Annotated in this window: 24 protein-coding genes and 5 pseudogenes; 7 read left to right on the top strand and 22 right to left on the bottom strand. The window is 48.6% G+C overall.

Going from position 1 to position 22,854, the window contains the following annotated elements:
- Nucleotides 1–8: 8 nt before the first annotated feature.
- Genes IPL71_RS07670 through IPL71_RS07660 form a run of 3 tightly spaced genes read right to left on the bottom strand, consistent with a single transcriptional unit; the run spans nt 9 to nt 3,457 of the window.
- Complete coding sequence (locus tag IPL71_RS07670) at nt 9–2,474, bottom strand: glycosyltransferase family 39 protein (RefSeq protein ID WP_345320403.1); 2,466 nt, start codon at nt 2,472–2,474, stop codon at nt 9–11.
- Nucleotides 2,475–2,504: 30 nt separating this feature from the next.
- Nucleotides 2,505–2,789 (bottom strand): hypothetical protein, encoded by a 285-nt coding sequence (locus tag IPL71_RS07665; protein ID WP_345320401.1) that lies wholly within the window; start codon nt 2,787–2,789, stop codon nt 2,505–2,507.
- Nucleotides 2,790–2,812: 23 nt separating this feature from the next.
- Nucleotides 2,813–3,457: an MBL fold metallo-hydrolase gene (locus tag IPL71_RS07660; protein ID WP_345320399.1), complete on the bottom strand. Its 645-nt coding sequence runs from the start codon at nt 3,455–3,457 to the stop codon at nt 2,813–2,815.
- A 56-nt stretch (nt 3,458–3,513) separates the two neighbouring features.
- On the opposite strand from IPL71_RS07660, the gene IPL71_RS07655 reads away from it, so the two are divergent.
- Both IPL71_RS07655 and IPL71_RS07650 read left to right on the top strand, forming a co-directional pair.
- Nucleotides 3,514–4,275, top strand: a complete 762-nt coding sequence (locus IPL71_RS07655) for a DMT family transporter (protein WP_345320398.1) — start codon at nt 3,514–3,516, stop codon at nt 4,273–4,275.
- Nucleotides 4,276–4,406: 131 nt separating this feature from the next.
- A complete protein-coding gene (locus tag IPL71_RS07650) occupies nt 4,407–5,225 on the top strand; it encodes a hypothetical protein (protein ID WP_345320397.1) in 819 nt (272 codons plus the stop codon).
- A 52-nt stretch (nt 5,226–5,277) separates the two neighbouring features.
- On the opposite strand, the gene IPL71_RS07645 is transcribed toward IPL71_RS07650, so the two are convergent.
- The 14 genes and pseudogenes from IPL71_RS07645 to IPL71_RS07580 form a co-directional block, all read right to left on the bottom strand.
- Entirely contained in the window at nt 5,278–6,345 is a 1,068-nt protein-coding gene (locus IPL71_RS07645) for a prenyltransferase (protein ID WP_345320395.1), read from the bottom strand.
- 426 nt (nt 6,346–6,771) lie between these two features.
- On the bottom strand, nt 6,772–7,335 hold the full coding sequence (locus tag IPL71_RS07640; protein WP_345320393.1) for a prenyltransferase: 564 nt from the start codon (nt 7,333–7,335) through the stop codon (nt 6,772–6,774).
- Complete coding sequence (locus IPL71_RS07635; RefSeq protein ID WP_345320391.1) at nt 7,275–7,796, bottom strand: prenyltransferase; 522 nt, start codon at nt 7,794–7,796, stop codon at nt 7,275–7,277. The genes IPL71_RS07640 and IPL71_RS07635 overlap by 61 nt, the downstream gene beginning before the upstream one ends.
- Before the next feature lie 67 nt (nt 7,797–7,863).
- Nucleotides 7,864–8,869 (bottom strand): annotated as a pseudogene (locus IPL71_RS25820) (SDR family oxidoreductase).
- Nucleotides 8,870–9,766, bottom strand: a complete 897-nt coding sequence (gene rarD / locus IPL71_RS07625) for an EamA family transporter RarD (protein WP_345320387.1) — start codon at nt 9,764–9,766, stop codon at nt 8,870–8,872. It abuts the pseudogene before it with no gap.
- A 91-nt stretch (nt 9,767–9,857) separates the two neighbouring features.
- Nucleotides 9,858–10,484 (bottom strand): annotated as a pseudogene (locus tag IPL71_RS07620) (serine/threonine-protein kinase); the annotation flags it as partial.
- A 467-nt stretch (nt 10,485–10,951) separates the two neighbouring features.
- Nucleotides 10,952–11,164, bottom strand: a complete 213-nt coding sequence (locus IPL71_RS07615; RefSeq protein ID WP_345320385.1) for a hypothetical protein — start codon at nt 11,162–11,164, stop codon at nt 10,952–10,954.
- 291 nt (nt 11,165–11,455) lie between these two features.
- On the bottom strand, nt 11,456–11,827 hold the full coding sequence (locus tag IPL71_RS07610; RefSeq protein WP_345320383.1) for a hypothetical protein: 372 nt from the start codon (nt 11,825–11,827) through the stop codon (nt 11,456–11,458).
- A gap of 21 nt (nt 11,828–11,848) precedes the next feature.
- A pseudogene (locus IPL71_RS07605) lies at nt 11,849–12,383 on the bottom strand (sulfite exporter TauE/SafE family protein); the annotation flags it as partial.
- A gap of 300 nt (nt 12,384–12,683) precedes the next feature.
- Nucleotides 12,684–12,863, bottom strand: a pseudogene (locus IPL71_RS07600) (DUF7482 domain-containing protein); the annotation flags it as partial.
- Nucleotides 12,864–12,887: 24 nt separating this feature from the next.
- A complete protein-coding gene (locus tag IPL71_RS07595) occupies nt 12,888–13,190 on the bottom strand; it encodes a DUF7482 domain-containing protein (protein WP_345320370.1) in 303 nt (100 codons plus the stop codon).
- Between the two features lie 90 nt (nt 13,191–13,280).
- A pseudogene (locus tag IPL71_RS07590) lies at nt 13,281–15,755 on the bottom strand (heavy metal translocating P-type ATPase).
- A 55-nt stretch (nt 15,756–15,810) separates the two neighbouring features.
- Nucleotides 15,811–16,029 (bottom strand): heavy-metal-associated domain-containing protein, encoded by a 219-nt coding sequence (locus tag IPL71_RS07585; protein WP_345320368.1) that lies wholly within the window; start codon nt 16,027–16,029, stop codon nt 15,811–15,813.
- An 83-nt stretch (nt 16,030–16,112) separates the two neighbouring features.
- Nucleotides 16,113–16,385, bottom strand: coding sequence for a metal-sensitive transcriptional regulator (locus IPL71_RS07580; RefSeq protein WP_345320366.1), 273 nt, complete (start codon nt 16,383–16,385; stop codon nt 16,113–16,115).
- Between the two features lie 131 nt (nt 16,386–16,516).
- Here IPL71_RS07580 and IPL71_RS07575 point away from each other — a divergent pair, with 131 nt between their 5' ends.
- The 5 genes from IPL71_RS07575 to IPL71_RS07555 all read left to right on the top strand — a co-directional run bounded on the left by IPL71_RS07575 (nt 16,517) and on the right by IPL71_RS07555 (nt 20,769).
- The gene (locus IPL71_RS07575) at nt 16,517–17,215 is read left to right on the top strand and encodes a Crp/Fnr family transcriptional regulator (protein ID WP_345320364.1); all 699 of its coding nucleotides are present in this window, start codon (nt 16,517–16,519) and stop codon (nt 17,213–17,215) included.
- A 310-nt stretch (nt 17,216–17,525) separates the two neighbouring features.
- Nucleotides 17,526–19,301, top strand: coding sequence for a copper-containing nitrite reductase (gene nirK / locus IPL71_RS07570; protein WP_345320362.1), 1,776 nt, complete (start codon nt 17,526–17,528; stop codon nt 19,299–19,301).
- 64 nt (nt 19,302–19,365) lie between these two features.
- Nucleotides 19,366–20,004 (top strand): hypothetical protein, encoded by a 639-nt coding sequence (locus IPL71_RS07565; protein WP_345320361.1) that lies wholly within the window; start codon nt 19,366–19,368, stop codon nt 20,002–20,004.
- Nucleotides 20,005–20,007: 3 nt separating this feature from the next.
- A complete protein-coding gene (locus tag IPL71_RS07560; RefSeq protein WP_345320359.1) occupies nt 20,008–20,379 on the top strand; it encodes a GNAT family N-acetyltransferase in 372 nt (123 codons plus the stop codon).
- A 195-nt stretch (nt 20,380–20,574) separates the two neighbouring features.
- Nucleotides 20,575–20,769: a hypothetical protein gene (locus IPL71_RS07555; RefSeq protein ID WP_345320356.1), complete on the top strand. Its 195-nt coding sequence runs from the start codon at nt 20,575–20,577 to the stop codon at nt 20,767–20,769.
- A 42-nt stretch (nt 20,770–20,811) separates the two neighbouring features.
- Here IPL71_RS07555 and mazG read toward each other — a convergent pair whose 3' ends face one another.
- The 5 genes from mazG to rplM form a co-directional block, all read right to left on the bottom strand.
- Nucleotides 20,812–21,333: a nucleoside triphosphate pyrophosphohydrolase gene (mazG, locus tag IPL71_RS07550; RefSeq protein WP_345320560.1), complete on the bottom strand. Its 522-nt coding sequence runs from the start codon at nt 21,331–21,333 to the stop codon at nt 20,812–20,814.
- Nucleotides 21,334–21,345: 12 nt separating this feature from the next.
- The gene (locus tag IPL71_RS07545; protein ID WP_345320354.1) at nt 21,346–21,624 is read right to left on the bottom strand and encodes a MazG nucleotide pyrophosphohydrolase domain-containing protein; all 279 of its coding nucleotides are present in this window, start codon (nt 21,622–21,624) and stop codon (nt 21,346–21,348) included.
- Nucleotides 21,625–21,640: 16 nt separating this feature from the next.
- Nucleotides 21,641–21,913: an SAM-dependent methyltransferase gene (locus tag IPL71_RS07540; protein WP_345320353.1), complete on the bottom strand. Its 273-nt coding sequence runs from the start codon at nt 21,911–21,913 to the stop codon at nt 21,641–21,643.
- Nucleotides 21,914–21,995: 82 nt separating this feature from the next.
- The gene (rpsI, locus tag IPL71_RS07535) at nt 21,996–22,388 is read right to left on the bottom strand and encodes a 30S ribosomal protein S9 (protein WP_345320351.1); all 393 of its coding nucleotides are present in this window, start codon (nt 22,386–22,388) and stop codon (nt 21,996–21,998) included.
- Nucleotides 22,389–22,402: 14 nt separating this feature from the next.
- Nucleotides 22,403–22,846 carry a 50S ribosomal protein L13 gene (rplM, locus tag IPL71_RS07530; RefSeq protein ID WP_345320349.1) on the bottom strand — a complete coding sequence of 148 codons (444 nt, stop codon included), beginning with the start codon at nt 22,844–22,846 and terminating at the stop codon, nt 22,403–22,405.
- Nucleotides 22,847–22,854 lie beyond the last annotated feature (8 nt).

Below are 22,854 nucleotides of genomic sequence, written 5' to 3'. Positions count from 1 at the left end.
CATTAGGTTTAAGTTATAGAAGAGGGGTCGGCGAGAGGCGTGCTCTGATATGAGTGTGAGCCAAAATCGATAAGACGGACTTCGAGATAGCTATCGTTTTGACAGGCGAGGATAATTGCATCGGCGCCTTGCGGGAAGTTTAGCGCTTCTTTTGTAAGAAAAATTAAATCGCTGCGTTTGTTGTTGAGCAAAATGGAACCGATGCGTGAAAAATCTCTGATCTGATATGCGGGCCACGGGTTGGCCGAAGCCATGCCTTCATCACGATGATATAGGCGTGGATATAACAAACGGCCTTCGAGCAGAACTGCTTCTGGTTGTGCAAGGAAAGTTTGTATTTCTTTATTATCGTAACCGTTTGATTCAAGTTTTGCGATCAACTCAACTTGTGAAGCAGTGTAACGAGGCTGCACCAATCCTTTTGCAAACCACGGAAGCGCGCCTGTCAACATAAAAGCCATGATGATGAAAATATAACGCGGGCGGAAATCTTGAAACGTAACGGGTTTTGTTTCTGGTTGAATAGCGGCTGGGAAAATTTTCTCAACTTTCGCGCCAAATAAAAGAGTGACCCCGCCGAGAATTTCGATTATGCCGATGGCAAAGTAGAAATAAATGACCCAATCCACGGGCAGGTTGTAGCGCCAACTGGAGAAACGTGAAATGCCGTTCGCAAGGGTATACCCCAAATTAACTGCGAGAGGCAGTAAACCGATCCAGGTTGCGCGGCGCCATGCGGAACCAAATCCAACGGCGATGATGACGAGATAGATGATGAGCAATGCAAGGTTGTACCAGGCGAGAGTTCCGTCCCATGTGACCCAGTATAGATTTACCGGTGCAGATAATCCTTCAAAATCTTCGATGAGCGGCAGCGCGAGCAAGCCGCCGATCTCGGTATTTAGAATGTGTGTGGTAATAAATCCAGCCACATAGGCGGGGTTTTCAAGTGTGAATGAAATAATGCGATCCCCCACACTTTGTTTGGCGGGGTCAAATTGACTAATATCTAAATTTCCGGTAAAGGAATATTGACTGTAAATGATGGCCGTTTGGCGGGGATCGTCAAATGAAAATTGTCCCACCACGGTGTAGTTATGCGTCAGCCACGGGAGGACGGTTAATATCATTGCGGCGGCAAAGATCACGCCGGCCATGATCCAATCTTTTGTTTTGCGTTGATAGGCAAACCATGCCAAAATAAATACCACGGGTAAGACAAGCAGAGATTGTGTGCGGAACAAAAGCACCAGACCAAAGAATCCGCCGGCCGTCAGCGTGGACTTTAAGTCACGCCGCTCAAGCCACCAGATGAAGACCAGACAAAGAATGACCAACGCCATGGCAGTGGGGAAATCTGTAGTAAATATTTTGGAATTTGCCACACGGGTATTGGATGAAATCCATAAGCTGACCAGTTCACGGAAAATGGCGAATAGGGCAACGGTCACGCCGGCGGCCGGAGTATGTAACTTCTTTGCAAGGAAATATAAAGTCACTGGAAAAAGCGCGAGGACTAAAGTCTGCGCGGTGATGATGGCGGGGTAATTTTGTCCGAAGAGAAAATGCAGGATGGCAAGAAATAGCACATACAGCGGACGGGGTGGAATGCCGCCAAGATAGTCTGTGCCGATGGTTAAACTTTGTGAGAGGTAATCGTAAAAGCCCGCGTCTGAGTAGGGAAGCGCCATATTCACTGGCTGAGTGATTGGCGCGTAAAAGCTATTCTTCAACACATCCACGGGGACACTGAGCCAAAGGATGCAGGCGGTGAGGTAGATGGCGAGAGGGATGAAGATACGAAAGGCGGAAGATGGGGAATCGAAAGCAGAAGGCAGGAGGCGGAGGGCGGACAGAAGAAGGATGAGAAAGCCGATGAAAATGGAGAGGATAAATTGCCAGCCAATAATGGCTACGCCGGGTTCTCCCCAATAGGCAGTGTCGGGTGTGATGCCGAGTTTGGTAATTGTAATGAAGATGAAGACGGAAAACAAAAGGCAGAAGGCGGCAAGGGCGGAAAGATAAATTGGTTTGCGCTTTGAAACTTCCTGCGGGTGAAGTCCGTTTTTTATAAGGGTGAGAAAAATGACCGATTGAAACCCGATGATAAAGAGAATCCAAAGCAATGGACTGAGACGTTCGTAATATGGCAGGAATCTCTCAGGGTTGAGATAACGCAGCAGAAACAGAGTCAGGCTTGAGATTAAGAAAAGAAACGTTGAGGAAAGTATGAAAGGCGTGCGGGCAAGTGAGTCAAATCGGGCAGAGTCGCGGCGGGCGAGGAATCCCAGATAAATTCCTGCAATAAAGAAGAAAGCAGGAATTGCAAGCAAGCCAAGGCGGGCAGGGGAAAGTCCGCTCTCAGATGGGACAAGGGCAAGCAGAAGGGTTGCAAGTAGAGACTCAAAGGCCGTGGTAAGGAAAAACCACGGCCAGAGATATGAATAGGAATTTTTAAGAGTCTTTGAATTCATCTGTGAGCTAAAGAACGTTTGGAAGATACCTTAAAATTGAAATCCGCCGCGAACAGGAACGATCTTATATGAATAGTTTTTTACATAGCCAAAGAGACGTTCCTGCAAAAGCGCCCAATCTGCCGAGGCAAGGATGCGGCGCGCCTGGGGCAGGTCTGAGGCGAGCAAGCCGACTTGAATCTGCGGATAGGAACCATAAATGGTAGCCCATGCTTCGGCGGGCTGCAAGCCAAGCCTTTGCACTCCGGGCACAAATTCACCGATAACGAATTCGAAATATTCCTGATCGCGCTCGGGAGCGATATCCCAGGTCATGAGTACTTTGACCGACATTTTATTTAACCCTTTTGATAGTCCAAAACAATCACGTGTGTTTCTGCGGGCAGACTGGAACGTGTGACCTTAAGAGAAGGCTGTGCATCCTGCTTGCTTAAACCCATTTCCTTAATGAACTTATTGATCTCGTCCAGTTTGATCTTTGAATCTGGCGTTGAATAGTGCATTGGGATGACCAGGTTGGGTTCCAACATGCTGACAACTTCCGCGGCTTTCGCAGCGTTGAGGCTGGAGCCGCCGCCGACGGGCACAAGCGCCACGTTGACAGTGCCGAGCAGTTCGATCTCGCTTTGGGTGGGGATCTGTTGTAAATCGCCAAGATGAGCAACGGTGATGCCGTCATAATCAAAGACATAAACCGTATTGCGGACTCTGTCTTTCGATTTTTTGCCGCTGTCTGTTTGAACTGCCGTGATAAATACGCCGCCAATTTCAAATTCACCAGCGCCGGTGAGCACGTGTGTGCTGCCTTTGACCGCATCGCTGTTGTTGTGGCCGGGCGCATCGTGGCTGATGGTAACGATCTCAGCCTTTAGTTTTAACGCATCATAGCCGACAACTTTGTTGTCAAATGGATCGGTAACCACGGTTACATAATTTCTCTCCGTGAGCCGAAAACAGGAATGTCCGTACCAAGTAATTTCCATGAAGTGTTGCCTCCGAAGGTCAATTATAATGGATAAACATCCTCCAAGGAAAAAACATGACAACAAAATTTCTCCCCTTTCTTGAAGCCCTGTTCGCGGTCATCATCGTGTGGGGCGCGTCTTTATTGCTACAAAGATCGCCGTGGGACAAATCTCCCCATTGCGGTGGTCTGGGCTGCGATTTGCGATGGCATTCCAATTCTTCTCTTCGCGGTCATTATCCGCAACAATTTGCATTGCCAAAAGGCAATGAGTGGTGGTATTTTGCACTGCTCGGCTTTTTAGGAATTTCATTTCATCAATGGCTGCAATCCAATGGATTGCAAACCGCGCAAGCCACCACCACCGCGTGGATCGTTTCCACATCTCCCGCGTTCATTGCCATTTTGGGCTGGATGATCTTAAAAGAAAAACTCAATCTCATTCAATCTCTGGGGATTGCACTGGCAATGATCGGCGTGCTGGCTGTGGTCAGCAAAGGCGATCTGGCCGCGCTCACCGGCGGCAAGTTTGGCACCTATGGCGATTATCTTATTCTGATCAGCTCAGTCAACTGGGCAGTATTTTCCATCCTCTCACGGCGCGGATTAAAGAATCATCCGTCCACGCGCATGACGTTTTGGGTAATGACCATTGGCTGGTTGATCACGTCCGTTGCGTTTTTTACAAACAAAAGTTATACAGAAATCCCATTGCTTGATTCACGTGGCTGGATCGCGATGATCTTCCTCGGCATCTTCACCACTGGTCCGGCATACATCGCATGGTTCGATGCACTCAGTCAACTGCCAGCGGCGCAAACCGGAGCCTTCCTTTAGGAACCATTGACGAGCATGGTGGTGGCAGCAGTTATTTTGGAATGAGCAAATTACGCTTGTCTCCGTTTTGGGCGGCGCGGTAATTTTGTTTGGTATTTGGATGGTGAATAGGCAAGGATAAATGATGAAGGATGAATGAAAGAGCAACGCAAAACGCAAAAGTTGAAAAAATAAAAAATGGTTGGAGATTGGGAATACAAAAAGGGGATTCTTTACACTATCGGGATGCCCAGCTTGATGACTATTCCCAACTCCCACGGCATAAGTTTCCGCATCAGACTATAAGCCTCAGCCTGCTTGCAAAAACTTCCAGCAGTTCCATCGCTGGGACATGGGGCTTCGGGCTGTGGAATGATCCGTTTGGATTATCGCTCGGTTTCGGCGGAAGTCCATTTCCGTTGCCGGCGCTGAATGCAGTTTGGTTTTTTTTGGGTCGGGGGGAAAATTATTTATCGTTTAAGAATGAATTACCGAAAACAGGGCAGCCACAAGGGCCTGCCCCTACATATCCTGCAAATGGGTTTATGGCGCAGACATTTCGTTCGCCAAAATTTCATCCGCTGTTGATTCTGGCGGGGTTAACTCTTCCTTTCTCCCGCAAGGCTGCCAGAAAATTATTGAGCAAGGTGATTGATGAGGATGGAGTCTCACTTTGGAATATGCAGGAGCACCCACAGGGCACACGAGCTCCTGCACTCCAAAAAGTAGATGTCACTCAATGGCACGCATACAGGCTTGAGTGGAGCGAGAAGCGCGTTGTCTGGTATCTGGATGATATCCTCGTGTTTGAGTCGTCTGTGAGTCCAAACGCTTCGCGGCCGTTGGGAGTCATCATCTGGATCGATAATCAATATGCGGCATTCACACCTGAAGGCAAGATCGCATTTGGGGTTTTGGAGGGCGGGAATGAATGGCTTGAAATTGAAGATATTGTGATAAGTGAGAAGTGAGAACAAAAAAGCCCCGAGTCATCGGAGCCTTTTTCTTATTACCTTTTATTTTTTACGCCTTTGCCGTTTTCGCCTTCGCAATGGCCATTTGTGCAACTGCGTAGATCAGTCCAATAGCAATGGCGATGGCGCCAAGCATGTTGATATTGACCGGCAAGGATGTTTCAAATTTGCGGGCGACTGTATCGAGCAAAATGCCCACGATAAAGAGGCCACCAAACATACGGTTGTGATAGAAACAGAAACCAGAGAACCAGGTGGGCCAGAAAGCTTCAAAACCTTTGGGGGCGCCATCAGGGCGCGGCTTGGACAGTGCGAAGATGGCGTACATGGCACGCTGTGCGGCGAAGATCACCAACAGCATGAGCGTGGAGAAATATCCCGTAGCGACCAGATAGATAATCACACCATACGCCGCAACAATGGAGAAGATATCCACGTAACGGGCAACAGTTTGTCCAACGCGGACAGGGAAAGTGCCGACGCCTTTCTTTTTATCGTCGTCCATTTTGTCGATGTGCTTGCCGATGTTAATGCTGGCAACACTCAAGCCAAAAGGAACGCCCGCGAGTGCGACTTTGAATACATTGGAGATGTCGCCGCCATTGCCGAGGACAAGCGCAATGTACACGCTCGCGATCATGATCGGTCCCCAGATCAGGAAGATGGATAATTCGCCAATACCCCAATACTTGAAGGGCCATGTGTAGAAAAGCAAGACGAGTGAACCAAAGGCAAATAAGCCAATAATATATGGATTAAAGTTTGTGTAGAACAGTGCGAATACACCGGAAAGTGTAGCCAGCACCCCGCTGACAATGAACCACTTGATCTGAATGTTCTTCGTCCAGAATTTCTGCACGAGCGGATGTACGCCATATTGCGTGCGGAAGTAGTTATCGTTATCCACGCCGCGTGAGAAATCGGTGTAATCATTGAGCAGGTTATTTGTGCCATGCGCAATGAACAAGCCAATGGTCAGAATGATCCACGGCAGCCATGCGAAATATCCATCACGCCAAGCGAGGGCACCGGCGATGATGCAGGAATAAACGGTGACAGCGGTCACTGCTGAACGGGTGGCGATCAGCCACTGGAGACGACATCGAGGGCATCCCACTCTTTCTTGTCGTCCATTTTGATGAGTTCCCATGAGGCCTTGCGCCACATGGCAAAGTTGATGTGCATACTCTCTCTCTCCTTGAGTATCGGTCTTATGTCAAAAAACTATTTACCGCAGAGCGTGCAAAGAAAAAACATGCGGAAGATATAATTTTCAGTGTGCTCTATAGGAAATTCAGTAACATAAGTTGAAAATTACGGCAAGTGCCGTACCAATAAACGAACGTTTGCGATTATACAACTCTTTTGTGAAATTGAGTACTTTTGTCTGATTAAACCCAACATACCCGAACGACGCAGATGAACGCTGATTGACGCTGATAAAAGCGAAAATCAGCATTTCTTGTGCGAACGATCAGCGTCCCATTTGTTCTAAAACGAACTCACCCCGAAATCTTAATTCGGGGGTGCATCAAAAAAAATGCTAGCGCCAAAAAGCGGGCAGGAAAATTCTCAAAGCTACATCGATCAACAGACCCAACATAAAGAGCGAGCCAAAAGAACGATTGTTACGGAAGGCAATCGGCGCGAAGTACAACGGCCACCCACCCTGTCCATCAGGGAAACCTTCAGGGCGGGTTTCTGGTTTGGGCTTCATCAGCGGAGGCAGGCTTTCACGCAAAGCGGGGATGGCAAACAAAACAAGCAGCATAACAGGCGTGAAGAACTTGATCGCGATCAGATAGCCGGTGAAAAGATAAGGCAAAACCATCATCGCGACGACTGCATAGCGTGCGGCTTTTTCACCGATCACGACGGGCAAGGTATGAATCTTCTTCGCGGTATCCACACCGATCTTATCAATGTGCTTGCCGAAAATTACGGTGGTCACACCCAGCACATACGGCAGGCTGGCAATGGCAACGGACCAATTCCATTGGTGAGTCAACACATAATATCCACCGCCGATCATGAGCGGACCCCAAACTACGAGCACGGCAATTTCGCCGAGTCCGAGGCCTTTGAGCGGCCAGGTATAGAACAGCACAAAGAATGCGCCCGCAGCCAGTAAGATCCAAATGATCGGGTCATTGCGTTGATGAAGATCAGGTACAGCCCAGCCACGAGGGCCAGAAAACCTGTCACCGCGAAGTAGGTCAGATGCTGACGTTTGGTCATCAGACCGGAGGCGATGGGCTGCGCACCGTACATGGTGCGGTAATAATTATCCTTGTCCACGCCGCGCACAAAATCGGTGTAATCGTTGAAGATATTATTGCTGGCATGTGCCATGATGAGCCCAAAGACAAGCGCGATCCACGGAATAAAACTAAACGAACCATCACGCCATGCAAAAAGTCCCGCAAGGGCGGCCGAGATAAAGGTCATCACCAGAACTGCCGCACGGGTGGAGATCAACCACCTTGAGATCACATCAAGTTTTTCCCACTCTTCCTTTGAAACCTCAGGGATCACATTCAGTGCTTTCTTCCACATTGCAAAATTCATTTGCTGCTCCTATATAAGATTTTGGCCAATTATAACCAGTTCAATCTTCTTTGTCAGATAATTATATTTATTTCGGAAACGCGCCCAGATAGGCGGAAATGATCGCATCCCAGCGCGCGTTCGCTTCGTGATCAATTGTTTGAAATTCAGGGTGCGCCCCAAACCAGGCCAGTAAGCGGCAGCAGACCTTCAGCCCATGTCACTTCACATTTGAAATCAGGCACAAAACTTTGATCTTGCTATTATCAAAAACCACACTATTGATTTATCGCCGATCAGGCTTCCCACCGCATCAGATTCATAGGCCGCAATCAGATCACTGGGGATGTGAACCACGTTCGGGGTCTGACCGAGAGCCTGATACGCTTCGAGGTAGATTTTATTCCAACTCAGCACCTGATCTCACGTTATTTGAAAAACTTCACCGACAGCTTTTTTATTTCCCAACAGGCCGATCAGCCCTTTGGCAAAATCGGCATTCCAGGTGAGCACCCAGAGCGAAGTCCCATCGCCAGGGACAATCACTTTCTCGCCGCGTTTCATGCGGTCGATCACAGTCCACGGGTGGAGCCATGACCCGATGCTTGGAATTTGTGTAGGCCCATAGGTATGTGAAGGACGCACAATGGTGACAGGGAATCCGTTTGCGTGATGGGCGTTCATTAATGCATCTTCGCAGGCGATCTTGTTGCGTGAGTACTCCCAATACGGATTCTCAAGCGGTGTCTCTTCAGTAATCAGATAATTCTGTACCGGCTTTTGATAAGCACTGGCAGAAGAGATGAATACGAATTGATCTGTCTTGTCGCGGAAGAGAGCAAGGTCACGTTCAATGTCGTAGGGAGAAAATGCAATAAAGTCGACAACTGCGTCGAAATGATGATCAGCTAACAGCGAGGAAAGATGCGCTGTATCAGCGTAGACATCTGCCTGTAGAATAGTCGCTTCTTTGGGTGCAGGATATTTTGTCGACGCAGACCTGTTCAAGAGAAATAGTTCGTGGCCGCGTCGACAGCAAGGTCACTGCACGCGGAAGAAAGCAGGCCGGTGCCACCGATGAATAATATTTTCATTTAGCCCTCCCCCATTTCCGGAAGTGGTTCGACGGTGGCGCGGTTGGCAAAATAATTTTCACTGAGGAAGATGATCAGCGCGAACCATACAATGCCGAAACCGATCAATTGATTAACACTGAACGGTTCCTTATAAATAAAGATGCCGATCAAGAATTGAAGTGTAGGCGCAATGTATTGAAGCAGGCCCACGATCCAAAGCGGAATGGAACGGGCGGCAGATGCGAACATCAACAAAGGAATGGTAGTAACCACCCCAGCGCCGATCATGAGTAGATCTGAGGTAAGACCAGTGTGAAGAAATGCAGCGGTGCTGTTTGATTCAACAAAAAGCAAATACCCAAGTGCTGGGATAAAGAGAATGCCTGTTTCAATTGTCAGACCGTAGAGCGCGCCAAGCGGTGAAAGTTTTTTAACCAGTCCATACAAGGCAAAGGAAAAGGCGAGAGTGAGGGCGATATATGGCAGGCGGCCATAAACAAAGGCGAGATAAGTCACGCCAAGCGCAGCGATAACGATCGGAATCCATTGCGCCGGGCGAAGGCGTTCCTTTAAAAAGATAACACCCAGTAAAACACTCAGCAGAGGGTTAATGAAATATCCGAGGCTGGTCTCAACGATCTTTTCATTGTTGACCGCCCAGACATAAACGATCCAGTTGATGCCGATCAAAATGGCGGCAACGGTGTAGATTCGGATCACCTTTGCGTTGAGCGTGCCGCGAAAGTCAGCCCATTGTTTGGTGAACAGGATGACAACCAACAGCAGCAAACATGACCAGATGATGCGATGTCCGATCAGCTGGGTGGCGGGGACGTGATGAAGAAATTTCCAATAGATGGGAAAAAATCCCCAGGTGGCGTAGGCGCCGATTCCGTACAGTATTCCTTTTTTCATTCATGCTCCATTTTAAATAGCTGATGGAAAACAAATAAGAAGACCTTGTTGTTTGAGCAACAAGGTCTTTGATGAGTATGAGTTTTCGCTCTTATAACTTTCTCAAATACCACTTTGCCTGAAACAACTTCGGCAATATCACGGGCAAAATCCCCCGCAGTGGATAACGATCGTTGGGGTCTTTCGCCATCGCCTTGGCGACCACCTCCTGCCAGACAGCAGGGATATTATTTTTTACCAAACGAATATCAGGAACAGGCAGGTCCACGTGTGCGTTGATCAGCGCCGTGGTTGAGTCGTTTGAAAATGGCAATTGTCCTGATAATAAACGATACAACACAATACCGAGAGCGTAGACATCAGCCCGCGCATCCACTTCATTGCCTTTGACCTGTTCGGGACTCATGTAGGCGGGTGTGCCCACCAACCAGGTTCCATCGTCATCAGTGAAGGCTTTCGATTTGGCAATACCAAAATCAGAAAGGAATATCTCGCCGGTTGAATCAAGTAAAAAATTGGAAGGTTTCACGTCACGATGAATGATCTTGCGCGCATGAGCTGCATCGAGAGCATCGCCAATACGTTTAAAAATATGTGAGATCTCGGTATGTTTGATCTCCTCTTTTTGCAGCCTGTCAGCCAGCGAACCGCCCGCCATATAACGCATTACGATATAGGGTTGTCCGTGCCAGCCAAAATCGTAAATAGGCACAATGTATGGATGTTCAAGCGGCGATCAACTCGGCTTCCTGCAAAAGAACTCGCGGTACATATCGTCCAGCGTGTGGCTAAAGACAACACTTTGATGACGACCTGGCGCTGAATATACGGGTCGCGCGCAAAAATGACGCCCATACCACCTTGCGTCAATTCCGTTCAACCTCATAACGTCCAATTTTTGATATGCTCATTTTCACCAACCAGTTCTTTTGGGATGTGCGCTAGTATAGAACAAATCAGACAATATGACAACGATTTATTCCCAATCAATTAACTGGCGACCGAAAACCCTGTCGATCTCGTGCCAAAACAGGATGCCCCCCATTAAATCTCCAACACAGATACACTTCCTGCCATCGTGCAAGGCGGTGAAATCGATCTGCCGATGATCAGGTCTTTACTTCAATACCTAGATCTTGCATTTTATGCAGAAGGTCATCGAGGCGGTCAAAATCAGGGAGGAGTTTACCAGGGCGGATTCCCGCCATTCCCAGCGGACTTTTGCACCACAGACCAGAATTCGGGCTGGCGGGCGCGAATCCGCTCACTGATTTCCATCATCTCTTTGACCATCGGGCGGACGACTGTCAGTGCTTCGTTTGCTTCTTTGGGAGTGTAATATTTTGGCATGGCGCGAGTATACACGGAAGTGAATGAATCGCGGAAACAGGTAAACATGTTGCCATATTTACCTGTTTATATCTTTACCCGGCTATGGCCTGATAGCCTTTTTCTTTACTGCGGCGATGACTGCTCTTCGTCAATTGGGATTCATCGTATTCGATGACCATTTCCAATTGTGATAACTGGCGTTGATCTCTTTCACGCCGTCAAGGTTATCTTCAAGAGATCTGAGTTTCTGGCACAGGCGGAGCAGGTCATATCGGGGATTTTGAAGGTTTTTTTAATCATGGGTTTCTCTGAGATAAACTTCGGAAGTCTTTTTAGGATCTTTTTAATTTAAAAGTCTTACTCAAACACGATCTGGCCGGTGTACATTCCCATCGAACAGGTGAAGAAGAGGGTGCTTCCCTTCTCTTGGGCGGGAATGCTGACTTGTACCGTGCCGGTATCTGGAAGCAATTGGATAAGATTTAGGGTGAGAACTTTTCCGGCGGGCGCTTTCAGGTCGATGGACGTATCCATTATCTTCAACGTTGAGGGTGATCTCACCCTCTGTGTGGAGAGTTGGGGAGATTCTGCCACAGGGGCTGAGTCGCTACTGGACGGAAGCAGGTTTCGGGTCAGGTTTTGAAACGAGAGCGGGGAGCCAAGTAGATTCAGTCCACCGTCGAGAGTCACAAATCCCAAAATCAAAAGCACTACGGCCACAAATCGCATAAAAAGTTTTTCAAGCCGTGATCCAAGCTCAGTTGTCAAATAGGCAACAACGAAAAAGACAGGGCTGGTGCCGAGAACAAAGGCAAACATAAGTGCGGCACCCATGACGACGCTGCCCGGCCATGCGGTTGCCATCATGGCTTGCGTGACACCGCATGGGATGAAGACCGAGCGCCGAGGAAGAGGGAGTGAATGTGTCGGTGCCTTTGGCTGTGCGGCGGATATAACGGGTGATGAATTTTGGCGGCTCAACAGAGAAGTAACGAAAGATCGGATGCACGTTGAACATGCGCAGCGCGTTGCCGATCATGAAGATGCCGATGGCGATCATCAGCATAGCGCGGGTCATCGGGCTGAGGGTAAGGAACGAACCAAGCCAGCCAAGGAGCGCGCCAAGTAAGGTGTAGGCGATAAGTTTTGAGACAAGAAAAAGAAAAATTGGAAAAGCCGAATTCGAGCGGACGGATGCTTTTTTATTTTTCGAGCCCGCAGTCTGCTCGACATAATCCTGTTCGATCTGATGCGCAAGCGAACTTACCAGCAGACCGCCCTGCACCGCAAGACAGCTTAATCCGCCAGTGGTGATGCCGGTGATGAAAGCAACTACAAGTTGACTCCAAGAGCCTGCGCCTGCATTGAGATTAAGAGATTGCCCATTCGGAAAGACAAATAAGATAAGAGCAATAGCGATAAAATGCCACACCCAGCACAACGATCACGACTGGGTTAATGGCCGGTTTTTGTTCTTTGGATGACATTTGACCTCGGGAAAAGTAAAAAGTAATAAATGATGAGGAAATCTTTTTTACAAGGGACACGAACTTTCGTATGCGTTCGTGTCCCTTGTAATTTATTTTTATCTTTTACCGCCATCCCAAACTACAAACGGCATATTGATAACAACACCAGGCTGTTCGATAGTGAGTTCGCCTGCGGCTTCTGCATCCAACACTTCAGCGGCAGATTTAAGTTCGCGGGCTTTGCTTTCGTCAACCCACGCGATCACATTCAAACGGCGCAGCGGAGAGTAACCATCAGTGCCGGGGGATTGTCAAACACGTCAGGTTGAAAAACCGAAAGGTCCGGAGCCCGCGAGTCCATTCGTGAATACGTAAACATTTGCCAATACTTCATCGGGCACGTTTGCCAGTGCAGGGACAAGAATCACAGGCGATTTCATCATGCCTGTTAATTTTTCAGCGACACCCGCATCAGAGGCTTCAGTATGGACAAAATAAATTTCCTTGCCTTCGGCGTATGCTTTGCCCGCAGGTAATTCAGCTTTGGCGGGTCCGCTTTGTTTCGGGGCACACGCGGTTAATACAACCATGGCAGCTATTATAAAAAGGGAGAGTTTCTTCATGTTAAAGGTTTCCTTGGGGTTGGTAAATAGGTGATAGGCAATCAGGTGATTAGGTGAACGGTTTCGTTTACTAATCACCTGATTAATGCATTAAATTTTCTGTCCGCGCAAACGCAGGCTATTTGTCACAACGAAGACACTGCTAAAAGCCATCGCACCAGCGGCAAGCATTGGGACGAAATATCCAAGCGCAGCAGCGGGGATGAGAACTACATTGTAGATAAATGCCCAGAATAAATTTTGCTTGATGGTTGAAAGTGTCTTGCGTGAAAGATTGATCGCGCGCGCAACACCGCGCAGGTCACCGCTCATCAAGGTTACAGGCGCGGCAGCCATCGCCACATCTGTTCCCGTGCCAATCGCGAGTCCCACATCCGCTTGCGCGAGCGCGGGCGCATCGTTCACACCGTCACCGACCATTGCTACGACATTTGACGATTGACGATTGACGATTGACGATTGAAGTTTCTTAATTTCGTTAGATTTGCCTTCTGGTAAAACTTCGGCTAATACTTGATCGACGCCAACTTGTTTTGCGATTGCATCGGCAGTCTTTTGATTATCGCCTGTGATCATCACAACCTTCAAACCCATCTTATGCAAATCTGCGATCGCTTCCTTTGAACTATCCTGATCGTATCAGCCACAGCGATGATTCCCGCGGCTTCATTATCAATCGCAACCAACATCGCAGTTTTCGCTTCGGACTGTAAACGCGCTACTTCGGATCTGAGATTCCCCAACTGGATTCCACGTGACTGGAACATTCTCATGTTCCCAACCATTACGCTTCTTCCCTCGACCTCAGCCTGCACGCCATGCCCGGCCTCTGCTTTAAAACCGGTGGGTTCCACTAAAGCCAATCCACGGGTTGTTGCCTCTGCCCAAATGGACTCACCCAGCGGATGCTCACTCCCCTTCTCAACAGAAGCAGCAAGGCGAAGTAACTCGTCCACCTTCCTACTTTGTCACTGGCTATGGCAATATCTGTTACAGCCGGCTGACCTTTTGTGATCGTTCCGGTTTTATCCAGCACCACCACAGTCACTCTGCCAGCACGTTCCAAAGCTTCACTATTGCGGAATAAGATTCCCGCTTCTGCACCTTTGCCAGAACCGACCATGATCGCAGTTGGGGTGGCAAGTCCCATCGCACACGGGCAGGCGATCACCAACACGGCAACCATATAGATCAATGCACGTGTGAAATTATCAATATCAGAATTGATCGGCAATTGCGGGCCAAAGAAATACCAGCCAAAAAACGTCAGCGTGGCAATGCCAATTACAACAGGAACAAATATCGCTGAGACTTGATCCGCCATTTTCTGGATCGGCGCCTTGCTGCCCTGCGCATCCTCCACAAGTTTTACGATCTGAGCGAGGGCGGTTTCCTTGCCAACTTTGGTCGCTTCGAATTTCAACAAACCAAGTTTATTGAGCGTCGCGCCGATCATTACATCACCGGGCTTCTTTTCAACCGGCAGAGATTCACCCGTCAGCATGGATTCGTCAATGGAACTTCTTCCTTCAACCACTACACCGTCCACAGGAATCTTCTCACCAGGCTTAACAACCACGACATCGCCTACACGAACATCATCAGCAGGGACTTCAGCTTCAACACCGTCGCGAATAATGCGGGCAGTTTTGGCGCGTAATCCCATCAATTTCTTGATTGCTTCAGAAGTACGTCCCTTGGCGCGGGCTTCGAGGAATTTTCCAAGTTTAATGAGCGTAATGATGACCGCCGCAGTTTCGTAATAGACATGCCCCATCAGCAAGCCAAATGTGATCGGCAGTGAGTAGAAAAATGCCGCAGATGAGCCCATCACGATCAGCACATCCATGTTCGCTGATCTATTACGCAAGGCCTTGAATGCGCCCACGTAATATTGCCAGCCTACATAAAACTGCACAGGCAAAGCCAGAACGAGCATTAACCAGCCAAACCAGGGCTGAGCCTCACGCATTCCTTCCATCACATTATCTGAATAGACAAATCCTGGAAGTAATTAAAGTCCTTGCCCATCGAAAGCAGGAAGAGCGGCACGGTAAATATCAAACCAATAATCAGCAAGCGGCGTTGTTCATTGATCTCATGTTCGCGGGCTTTGGCTTCTGCATCTTCCGCTTCGCCGCCAAGTTCCATGGCCTCAAACCCAGCGGATGCCACTGCGCGGCGTAACTCCGCCTGTGTAATGATCGTTGGCACATATTTCACACGTGCCTTTTCAGTGGTGAATGTCACTTGTGCTTCGAGCACGCCTTCAAGTTTGACAAGTGCTTTTTCCAAACGACGTGCATCGTTATCATCTGAAAGGCGCTTGATGATCAGATCTGCTTCACCGGTGGCGACGCCATACCCGGCACGATTAACGCGCGCGATCACATCAGTCAGCGCAAGTTTGGCAGAGTCAAAATCCACGGTGGCGCGCTCGGAGGAAAGATTCACCACCGCACTTTGCACGCCGTCAAGTTTTTTCAAGTTGCGTTCCACTGTGGCTACACAGTTTGCGCAGGTCATGCCGGTAATTGGTAAAGTTAATTGTTTTGTGTCGCTCATTTGTACTTCCTTACAAAAGGCCTGACAGATTTATAAAACTGTCAGGCCTCATTATTTATAAAGTGATCAAACCTTCAGCAGGGTAATTGATCTCAGCCAGTAAGGCTTTAATGGTGGCCTCGTTTGCCGGTGTATCGAATGTAATTTCAACTTTCTTTGTTGCTTCATCTGCCTTCACAGACTGCAAACCCCGCAGTTCCCATACTTCGGTCTCGATCGTGTGAGGGCAATGTCCGCAGGAAATAGCGGGGATGGTATAGGTTACGGTGGTCATGGGTAATTCTCCTTGTTTGATTTATGAATTGCGAAAAGGAATATGTTTCAAGCGTTTCGCGACCTTATATGCCTTGTTTACATTTACTTAACCTTCATTGACATTTCAAATACTTCAGTAATTTCCTTCAGTACGCGTTCTCGTTCCTTTTTGTCATTTCCCTGAATCGCTGTAATGACGCACGAATTGAGATGATCTTCAAGGATCCTTGAGCTGACTTTGTTTAGAGCCGCTTCAACGGCCTGTATCTGGCGGATGACGTCAATACAATAGGCATCTTCCTCAACCATGCGAATAACACCGCGTAAATGCCCTTCGACAGTTTTTAATCTTCGGATCGTGCTATCAGCTTCCATATTGCCCTCTATATTCCAGATGAGATTTTTGACTTTCTCATACCCCAGGGGATGGGATAACCCAAATATAAGACACTCCTCCGGATATGTCAACAGATAAATGTCATTTATTTAGGGAGTACAATCATGTTATGAATCTTTCGCCAAAGGATTTAAAACAGGTTGTCGTTTTTCAAAACGCTACAGATGCAGAGTTGCAACTAATTCTGAAAAACAGCATTATCCGCTCGATCGAAGAAAATGAATTCTTCTTCTTTCAGGGTGATAGCGCCGAATATCTATATATTCTCGTCACGGGTCAGGCCAAACTCATGCAATCCAATCCCAGCGGACAGCAGGTAAACTTGCGGACTCTGCATCCATGGCAGATGTTCGGCGCTCTGGGCGCTGTCCGTGCGGAAGCAATTTACCCGGCAACCGCGCAAGCTTTGGAAGATAGTTCCGCGCTGGCCATTGAAAGCGGATTCCTGCACAAGTTACTGGAGACGAGTCCGAAAATTTCGTTTGACCTGATGACCCTCATGACCTCCTATATTCAGGAAATGCAGGCGCGCTACAGGGAACTTGCAACGGAGCGGGTCGAGCAAAGAGTGGCCAATGCGCTGATTCGCTTGGCCGGGCAATCAGGCATCAGGGCGGAAAAAGAGGCGGGGATCGAATTATCCTTCTCAAGACAGGATGTAGCCGAGATGACAGGTACCACGCTATACACGGTCAGTCGTCTGCTGAGTGACTGGGAGCGCAAGGGCTTTATCAAAACGGGCAGGGAAAAAATCAAGATCCTCAAGCCGCACGATCTGGTGCGGATCGCGGAAGGATTGGAAAAATAAGAACGGGACGGGGAAAACCCGTCCCGTTCTTATTTGCGCTAGCGCAAAGACAGGGTGGAGGGAAGGCGATATCCTATACTCATTATGAACGAGCATTTGGAACTATTGGATCTGATCGTGGCGGATGTTTTAAAGTCCACCCCCACGACTATCAAGTTTTTCATCAGCCAGCACATAGATTGTGTCGGTTGTCGTCTGTCACATTTCTGTACTATCAAAGATGTGATAAAGACATATGAGTTTGATGAAAAAAATTTCCTGAAAACACTTTCCAAATACGACATTCAACAACTTTAAACAGGAGTTCACAATGAAAAAATTTACCGTTTTTTTGGCAATTGTCATTGCCCTAGCTGCCACCATTACAGCCTGCACAGGCACCAGTTTCCAACCCGTGGACAAGGAATATGTGCTAACCACCGACCTGAGAGACGGCAATTTGATCTTTCTAGGTGTCAGCGATGAGATCAACGGCATTGTCAACCCCACCTTGAGTGCTGCTCCCGGTGGAACGATCACAATCACATTGATCAATGGCAACGCGGGACAGCACGATATCACCTTCCCGGAAATCAAAGCCAGTACAGGTGTAGTGAAAGAAAAAGGCGAGGCTTCCTCTGTCACTTTTACTGTACCCACTGTGCATGGAGAAATGGAATATTACGACAGCGTAGCCAACCATGCTGAATTGGGCATGCGTGGTGTGTTGGTTGTCAGCACAACAGAGGTTGCGCCCGTTTCTTCTGCTGCTTCGGAGTCCGCAAGCAGCGGAGACCCCGCCGTGATCGCAGCCTTCCAAAAAGGCGCATGCGGAAGCTGCCATGCAATTGCAGGAATTCCAAATGCCGCAGGTGTGCTCGCACCCGATCTTTCCGATATCAGCATGGCCGCTGATGAGCACATCAAAAGCTCCGAATACACAGGCAAAGCAACTACCGCAGAAGAATATATTCACGAATCGATCATCGATCCCAATGTATTCCTTGCACCTGCCTGCCCCACCGGGGAATGTTTGCCCAATGTAATGCCTGCCAACTTGTCTGAGACATTGACAAAAGATGAGATCAACTCAATTGTCACATACCTCAACGGACTCCCCGCAGGCGCTTATGGTGACGCAGTTGTAACAGACGCACCACAAGAACCCGCCAGCGATGGTGTAGACATCGTCCATGACCCAGCTGACTTACCTGCTCCTCTCGAAATACGCGAACCAACCACTGTCCGCATTGATCTGGAAGCTTTGGAAGTTGTCGGCCAGCTCTCTGATGGAACCACCTATACCTATTGGACATTCAACGGTGCAGTTCCCGGGCCGTTCTTCCGCGTGCGCATTGGCGACACTATCGAAGTCCACATGACCAATAACACTACCAGCGTAATGAATCACTCAGTTGATTTCCACGCAGTTACCGGTCCCGGTGGAGGCGCTGTCATGACGCAGACCAAGCCTGGTGAAGAAAGCGTATTCACAGCCAAGGCGCTCAATGTCGGTCTCTTCGTCTATCACTGCGCGACCCCAATGGTTGCAGATCATATTTCCAACGGCATGTATGGTCTCATCCTTGTTGAGCCTGAAGGCGGCCTGCCTCCAGTTGACCGTGAATTCTATGTTATGCAAGGCGAGTTATACACAACTGGTGAGTTCGGTGAACAAGGCCATCAAATGTCTGACACCACCAAACTGCTTGATGAAGAACCTGAGTACTTCGTCTTCAACGGCGCGGTAGGCTCGCTCACAACTCAGAAACCATTAAAAGCGAACGTTGGTGAAACCGTGCGCATCTTCTTTGGTGTGGGCGGCCCCAACTTCACATCCTCCTTCCATGTCATCGGCGAAATCTTTGACCGCGTATTCGATCAAGCCTCACTTACCGGCGCACCGCTCACCGACGTGCAAACAACGCTCGTCCCACCCGGCGGCGCAACCATGGTCGAGTTCAGTCTCGAAGTCCCCGGCAACTATATTCTTGTTGATCACGCCCTCTCACGCCTGCAGCGCGGGCTCGCTGGATACTTAATCGTTGAAGGCCCAGCCGCTCCCGAAATCTTCCTTGGCACACCTTCCGCAGGAAGCGGCCACTAGGATAAATTCCACACAACAAAAAAGCCCTGTCGAATTGGCAGGGCTTTTCCATTATAATTTTGGGATGAAAAAAAACGCGCGTCTTAATTTAACCTTTAGCCTGATTCTGTTTCTATTGGCATCCTGCGCCCCGAAAACAGTCACCGCAGACCCAGCCACTTTGATCAATCAGGCAGTAATCGCCACATTGGCCGCGATGCCAACCACTGCGCCGGCCAGCCCACCCACCCCCTATCCATCCCCCACTCCTTTCAGCCTCGCAGGCTTATATTGTGAATATCAATTCTGCATCGGGCATCCAACTGGCATGGATTTTTACGATCATCATGCCTCGCTCGACCAACTCAACCCAAGCAATTACAACAATGGATTTCTGGTCGCATATCAACTGCCAGACTTATTAATTAATTTTATCTGGCTGCAATCTCCTGATACAGCAGACCCAAAATTCCTGCTGGATACCATGCTCGACGATCAACTCGACACAATGACAGGCAGCATGGATATAAAACTTGTGCGCGGCATGAATGTCATCTACACCCCCATCGCAACCAGCGTCAGTCCAATTCTGCCCTTTGGCGGCGTAGGCGCATGGACCTGCGGTGACCGGGTCTTCGCCTGGAAGGCCTACACTCCGCTGGCAGAGACGGCCAGTCCGCTGTTTGAAGAGGCGCTGGCAAGATTCACCTGCGGGCAAAACTAGACCATGTCAACACAATTGCCCAACGGAGTCATCATTCGCCAAGCAGCACCGGCAGATGTCAATTCGTTTCGTGATCTGCGCCTCGAAGCGCTCAAGGGGCATCCCAGCGCATTCGGGCAGGATTACGATGAAAACATATTAAGACCACAATCCTACTGGGAAAAAGCTGTGACGATCAACAGTGAAGAACAAGCATTGTCCTTTGCCGAATACAAAGGACAATTGATCGGCATGACCGGCATCTACAGAAACTTATCCAAAAAAATTTTACACAGCGCGGGTATTTGGGGAGTGTATGTCACACCAGAATGGCGTGGGCGGCATATTTCACAAGCGCTGATCCGATCCTGTCTGGATTGGGCAAGGCAGAAATAAGTTGTCATCGTAAAACTGGGAGTGGTTACAGATAACCAGCCCGCCATTCAGTGTTACAAAAGCTGCGGATTTATCATCTATGGCAAAGAATCAAAAGCATTATTTCTTAATGGCATCTATTATGACGAGTATTTAATGTCAGTGGATATAAAATAAAACTCCCCTATTCAATCAACCTAGTATACGAGGTGAATAATGACCGACGAATTAAAATCCACAGTACCCGCAGATCCATCCATCGAAAGAGTTATTGAAGCAATAAAAAACGGCAAAAAACTGGAAGCGATCATAATCTATCGGTCCACCCATAATGTTAGTATTGCTGAATCTCTAAAAATTGTAGTTGAAATAGAAAAAGAATTAAGCCTAGAAAAACAAGCTTGCCATTAAATTCAATGCCCCTCTCCTGTATGGCAGGAGAGAGGCATTGAATTATCTTCCTGTTCTCTTCGCCTCATTCCACAAGACATCCATCTCTTCCAATGTCATATCAGATAAATTTCTACCCTGCTTCTTCGCACCCTGTTCCACATAAGCAAAACGTTTCTTAAATTTCATGTTCGTCCCACGCAGCGCGGATTCGGCATCCACTTTGCGCCAGCGGGCAAGATTGACCAGCACAAAGAACAGATCGCCCAACTCAGATGTCACTTCATCAAGATTCTGCGCTTGTTTAATCTCTTCAATCTCCTCGCGGACTTTATCCAGCACACCATCCACTTCGGGCCAGTCAAAGCCAACACGTGCAGCTCTATCCTGATATTCAAGCGCTTGAGTCAATGCAGGCAAAGCGGAGGCAACACCGTCCAATAAGCCTTTTTCGTCTTTGCCCATCCCCTTATCCTTGCGTTCTTTTTCCTTGAGCTTTTCCCAATTCTGCAAAACGCCATCGACAGAATTTAATTCCACATCGCCAAATACGTGCGGGTGACGACGAACGATCTTATCGTAGATACTCTTGATAACCTAGGTCATCGAGAATTCACCAGTCTCGCTGCCAATTTGGGAATTTAATACGATCTGCAGAAGCAGATCGCCAAATTCCTCACGCATCCCGGCGGGATCGTTTTCGTCCATGGCGGTTAATGTTTCATAAGCTTCTTCGAGCAAGTGTGTGCGCAAAGTCTGGTGTGTTTGTTCCTTATCCCACGGACAGCCATCCGGCGCGCGTAAGTGGGCAACGATCTCTGCGAACGACTCAAACGATGTTCCCTCGCCAAGAGAAGGTATATAAAGACATGTCAATGTAGTGAAATCACCATTACCAAAAATCCCCCAGTCTTTCCTCTTTCATCTTTCCTTCACGAACTACAAAAACAACATGCTCCTGCGGATACACAGCCAGTAAAATCTTCTTTACCTGAAAAGCCAGATCGCTCGAATCCACTCCGGTCAACAAAGCGGGCATATCGGGCGGAAAGGGAGGATAATGCGCGGATGCTGACGCAAGAGTCTGCGCTTCGAGCAGAGTCAACTTTGAGGGAGGAGTGATTCGCAACGTCTCAAATACAGAAGAAATTAATGCAAAGTCCATGAAAATCTCCGTTAAAACGTAATTGGTAATTCGTAAATTACGAATTACCAATTACGAACTGATTTATATTTTATGGAAAAGACTAGCGCTTGGTGTACGTAGGAGCCTTACGGGCTTTCTTAAGACCGGGTTTCTTACGTTCCTTCACGCGGGCATCGCGGGTGAGCAAGCCCTTTTTGCGTAAAGCAGAAGTCCACTCTGCATTAATGATCTGAAGCGCGCGGGCAATTCCAAGACGTACCGATTCGGTTTGTCCGGTTGTGCCACCGCCGTTGACTAGTACGCTCACGTCGTACTTCGTCGCTTCCTGACCCACTGCGCTGAATGGGCGCATGATGTCTTCGAAATCGCCCATGCGTGTAAAGAACGCGGCGAAATCTTTTTCGTTCACGGTAAATTTACCGCTGCCGGCAGTCAGGCGCACGCGGGCGGTGCTTTCCTTACGGCGGCCAATGCCTTCATAATATTGAGCCATATTCACTTACCTCTTTATCCCGAAACTTTCGGGGTCTGCACTTGGTGCGGATGATTGGGACCGGCATAGATCTTCAAACGCTTGAGCGTGGCACGTCCCATGCGATTGTGAGGAAGCATGCCCCATACTGCATCGCGCAGGGCGCGGTCAGGGTGCTGGGCCAATTGGTCCCGCAGGGAAATGCTCTTTAAGCCACCTGGATAACCGGAGTGACTATAGTAGATCTTGCTTTCCAGCTTGCTGCTGGTGCGGGTACCGGTAACTGTAACTTTCTCGGTATTCACCACAACCACAAAATCTCCCATCTCCACGCCAGGTGTGAAGGTCGGTTTGTGTTTGCCAAGCAAAATGTGCGCAATGCGGGCAGCAAAGCGTCCAAGGTTTTGCCCTTCGGCATCCAGCACAACCCAGTCGCGCTGAATTTCAGCGGCTTTCGGATAATATGTTTTCTGTTGCACTTTCGTCA

The sequence above is a fragment of the Candidatus Villigracilis proximus genome, assembly GCF_016717045.1.
Classification (GTDB): domain Bacteria; phylum Chloroflexota; class Anaerolineae; order Anaerolineales; family Villigracilaceae; genus Villigracilis; species Villigracilis proximus.
The sequence above is the reverse complement of the archived record's forward strand: the minus strand, read 5'-3'. Positions and strand labels throughout refer to the sequence as shown.

Bases quoted from the DNA above. Each gene is read 5' to 3' on its own strand.
- IPL71_RS07635 (WP_345320391.1), bottom strand. From the start codon at position 7,796: ATGAATTTTGCAATGTGGAAGAAAGCACTGAATGTGATCCCTGAGGTT.
- IPL71_RS07575 (WP_345320364.1), top strand. From the start codon at position 16,517: ATGAATCTTTCGCCAAAGGATTTAAAACAGGTTGTCGTTTTTCAAAAC.
- IPL71_RS07665 (WP_345320401.1), bottom strand. From the start codon at position 2,789: ATGACCTGGGATATCGCTCCCGAGCGCGATCAGGAATATTTCGAATTC.
- IPL71_RS07555 (WP_345320356.1), top strand. From the start codon at position 20,575: ATGACCGACGAATTAAAATCCACAGTACCCGCAGATCCATCCATCGAA.
- IPL71_RS07560 (WP_345320359.1), top strand. From the start codon at position 20,008: ATGTCAACACAATTGCCCAACGGAGTCATCATTCGCCAAGCAGCACCG.
- IPL71_RS07650 (WP_345320397.1), top strand. From the start codon at position 4,407: ATGAATGAAAGAGCAACGCAAAACGCAAAAGTTGAAAAAATAAAAAAT.
- IPL71_RS07595 (WP_345320370.1), bottom strand. From the start codon at position 13,190: ATGAAGAAACTCTCCCTTTTTATAATAGCTGCCATGGTTGTATTAACC.
- IPL71_RS07540 (WP_345320353.1), bottom strand. From the start codon at position 21,913: ATGGACTTTGCATTAATTTCTTCTGTATTTGAGACGTTGCGAATCACT.
- IPL71_RS07660 (WP_345320399.1), bottom strand. From the start codon at position 3,457: ATGGAAATTACTTGGTACGGACATTCCTGTTTTCGGCTCACGGAGAGA.
- IPL71_RS07610 (WP_345320383.1), bottom strand. From the start codon at position 11,827: ATGCGATTTGTGGCCGTAGTGCTTTTGATTTTGGGATTTGTGACTCTC.
- IPL71_RS07670 (WP_345320403.1), bottom strand. From the start codon at position 2,474: ATGAATTCAAAGACTCTTAAAAATTCCTATTCATATCTCTGGCCGTGG.
- rarD (WP_345320387.1), bottom strand. From the start codon at position 9,766: ATGAAAAAAGGAATACTGTACGGAATCGGCGCCTACGCCACCTGGGGA.
- nirK (WP_345320362.1), top strand. From the start codon at position 17,526: ATGAAAAAATTTACCGTTTTTTTGGCAATTGTCATTGCCCTAGCTGCC.
- IPL71_RS07615 (WP_345320385.1), bottom strand. From the start codon at position 11,164: ATGTTTACCTGTTTCCGCGATTCATTCACTTCCGTGTATACTCGCGCC.
- IPL71_RS07655 (WP_345320398.1), top strand. From the start codon at position 3,514: ATGACAACAAAATTTCTCCCCTTTCTTGAAGCCCTGTTCGCGGTCATC.
- IPL71_RS07565 (WP_345320361.1), top strand. From the start codon at position 19,366: ATGAAAAAAAACGCGCGTCTTAATTTAACCTTTAGCCTGATTCTGTTT.
- rpsI (WP_345320351.1), bottom strand. From the start codon at position 22,388: ATGGCTCAATATTATGAAGGCATTGGCCGCCGTAAGGAAAGCACCGCC.
- IPL71_RS07585 (WP_345320368.1), bottom strand. From the start codon at position 16,029: ATGACCACCGTAACCTATACCATCCCCGCTATTTCCTGCGGACATTGC.
- IPL71_RS07580 (WP_345320366.1), bottom strand. From the start codon at position 16,385: ATGGAAGCTGATAGCACGATCCGAAGATTAAAAACTGTCGAAGGGCAT.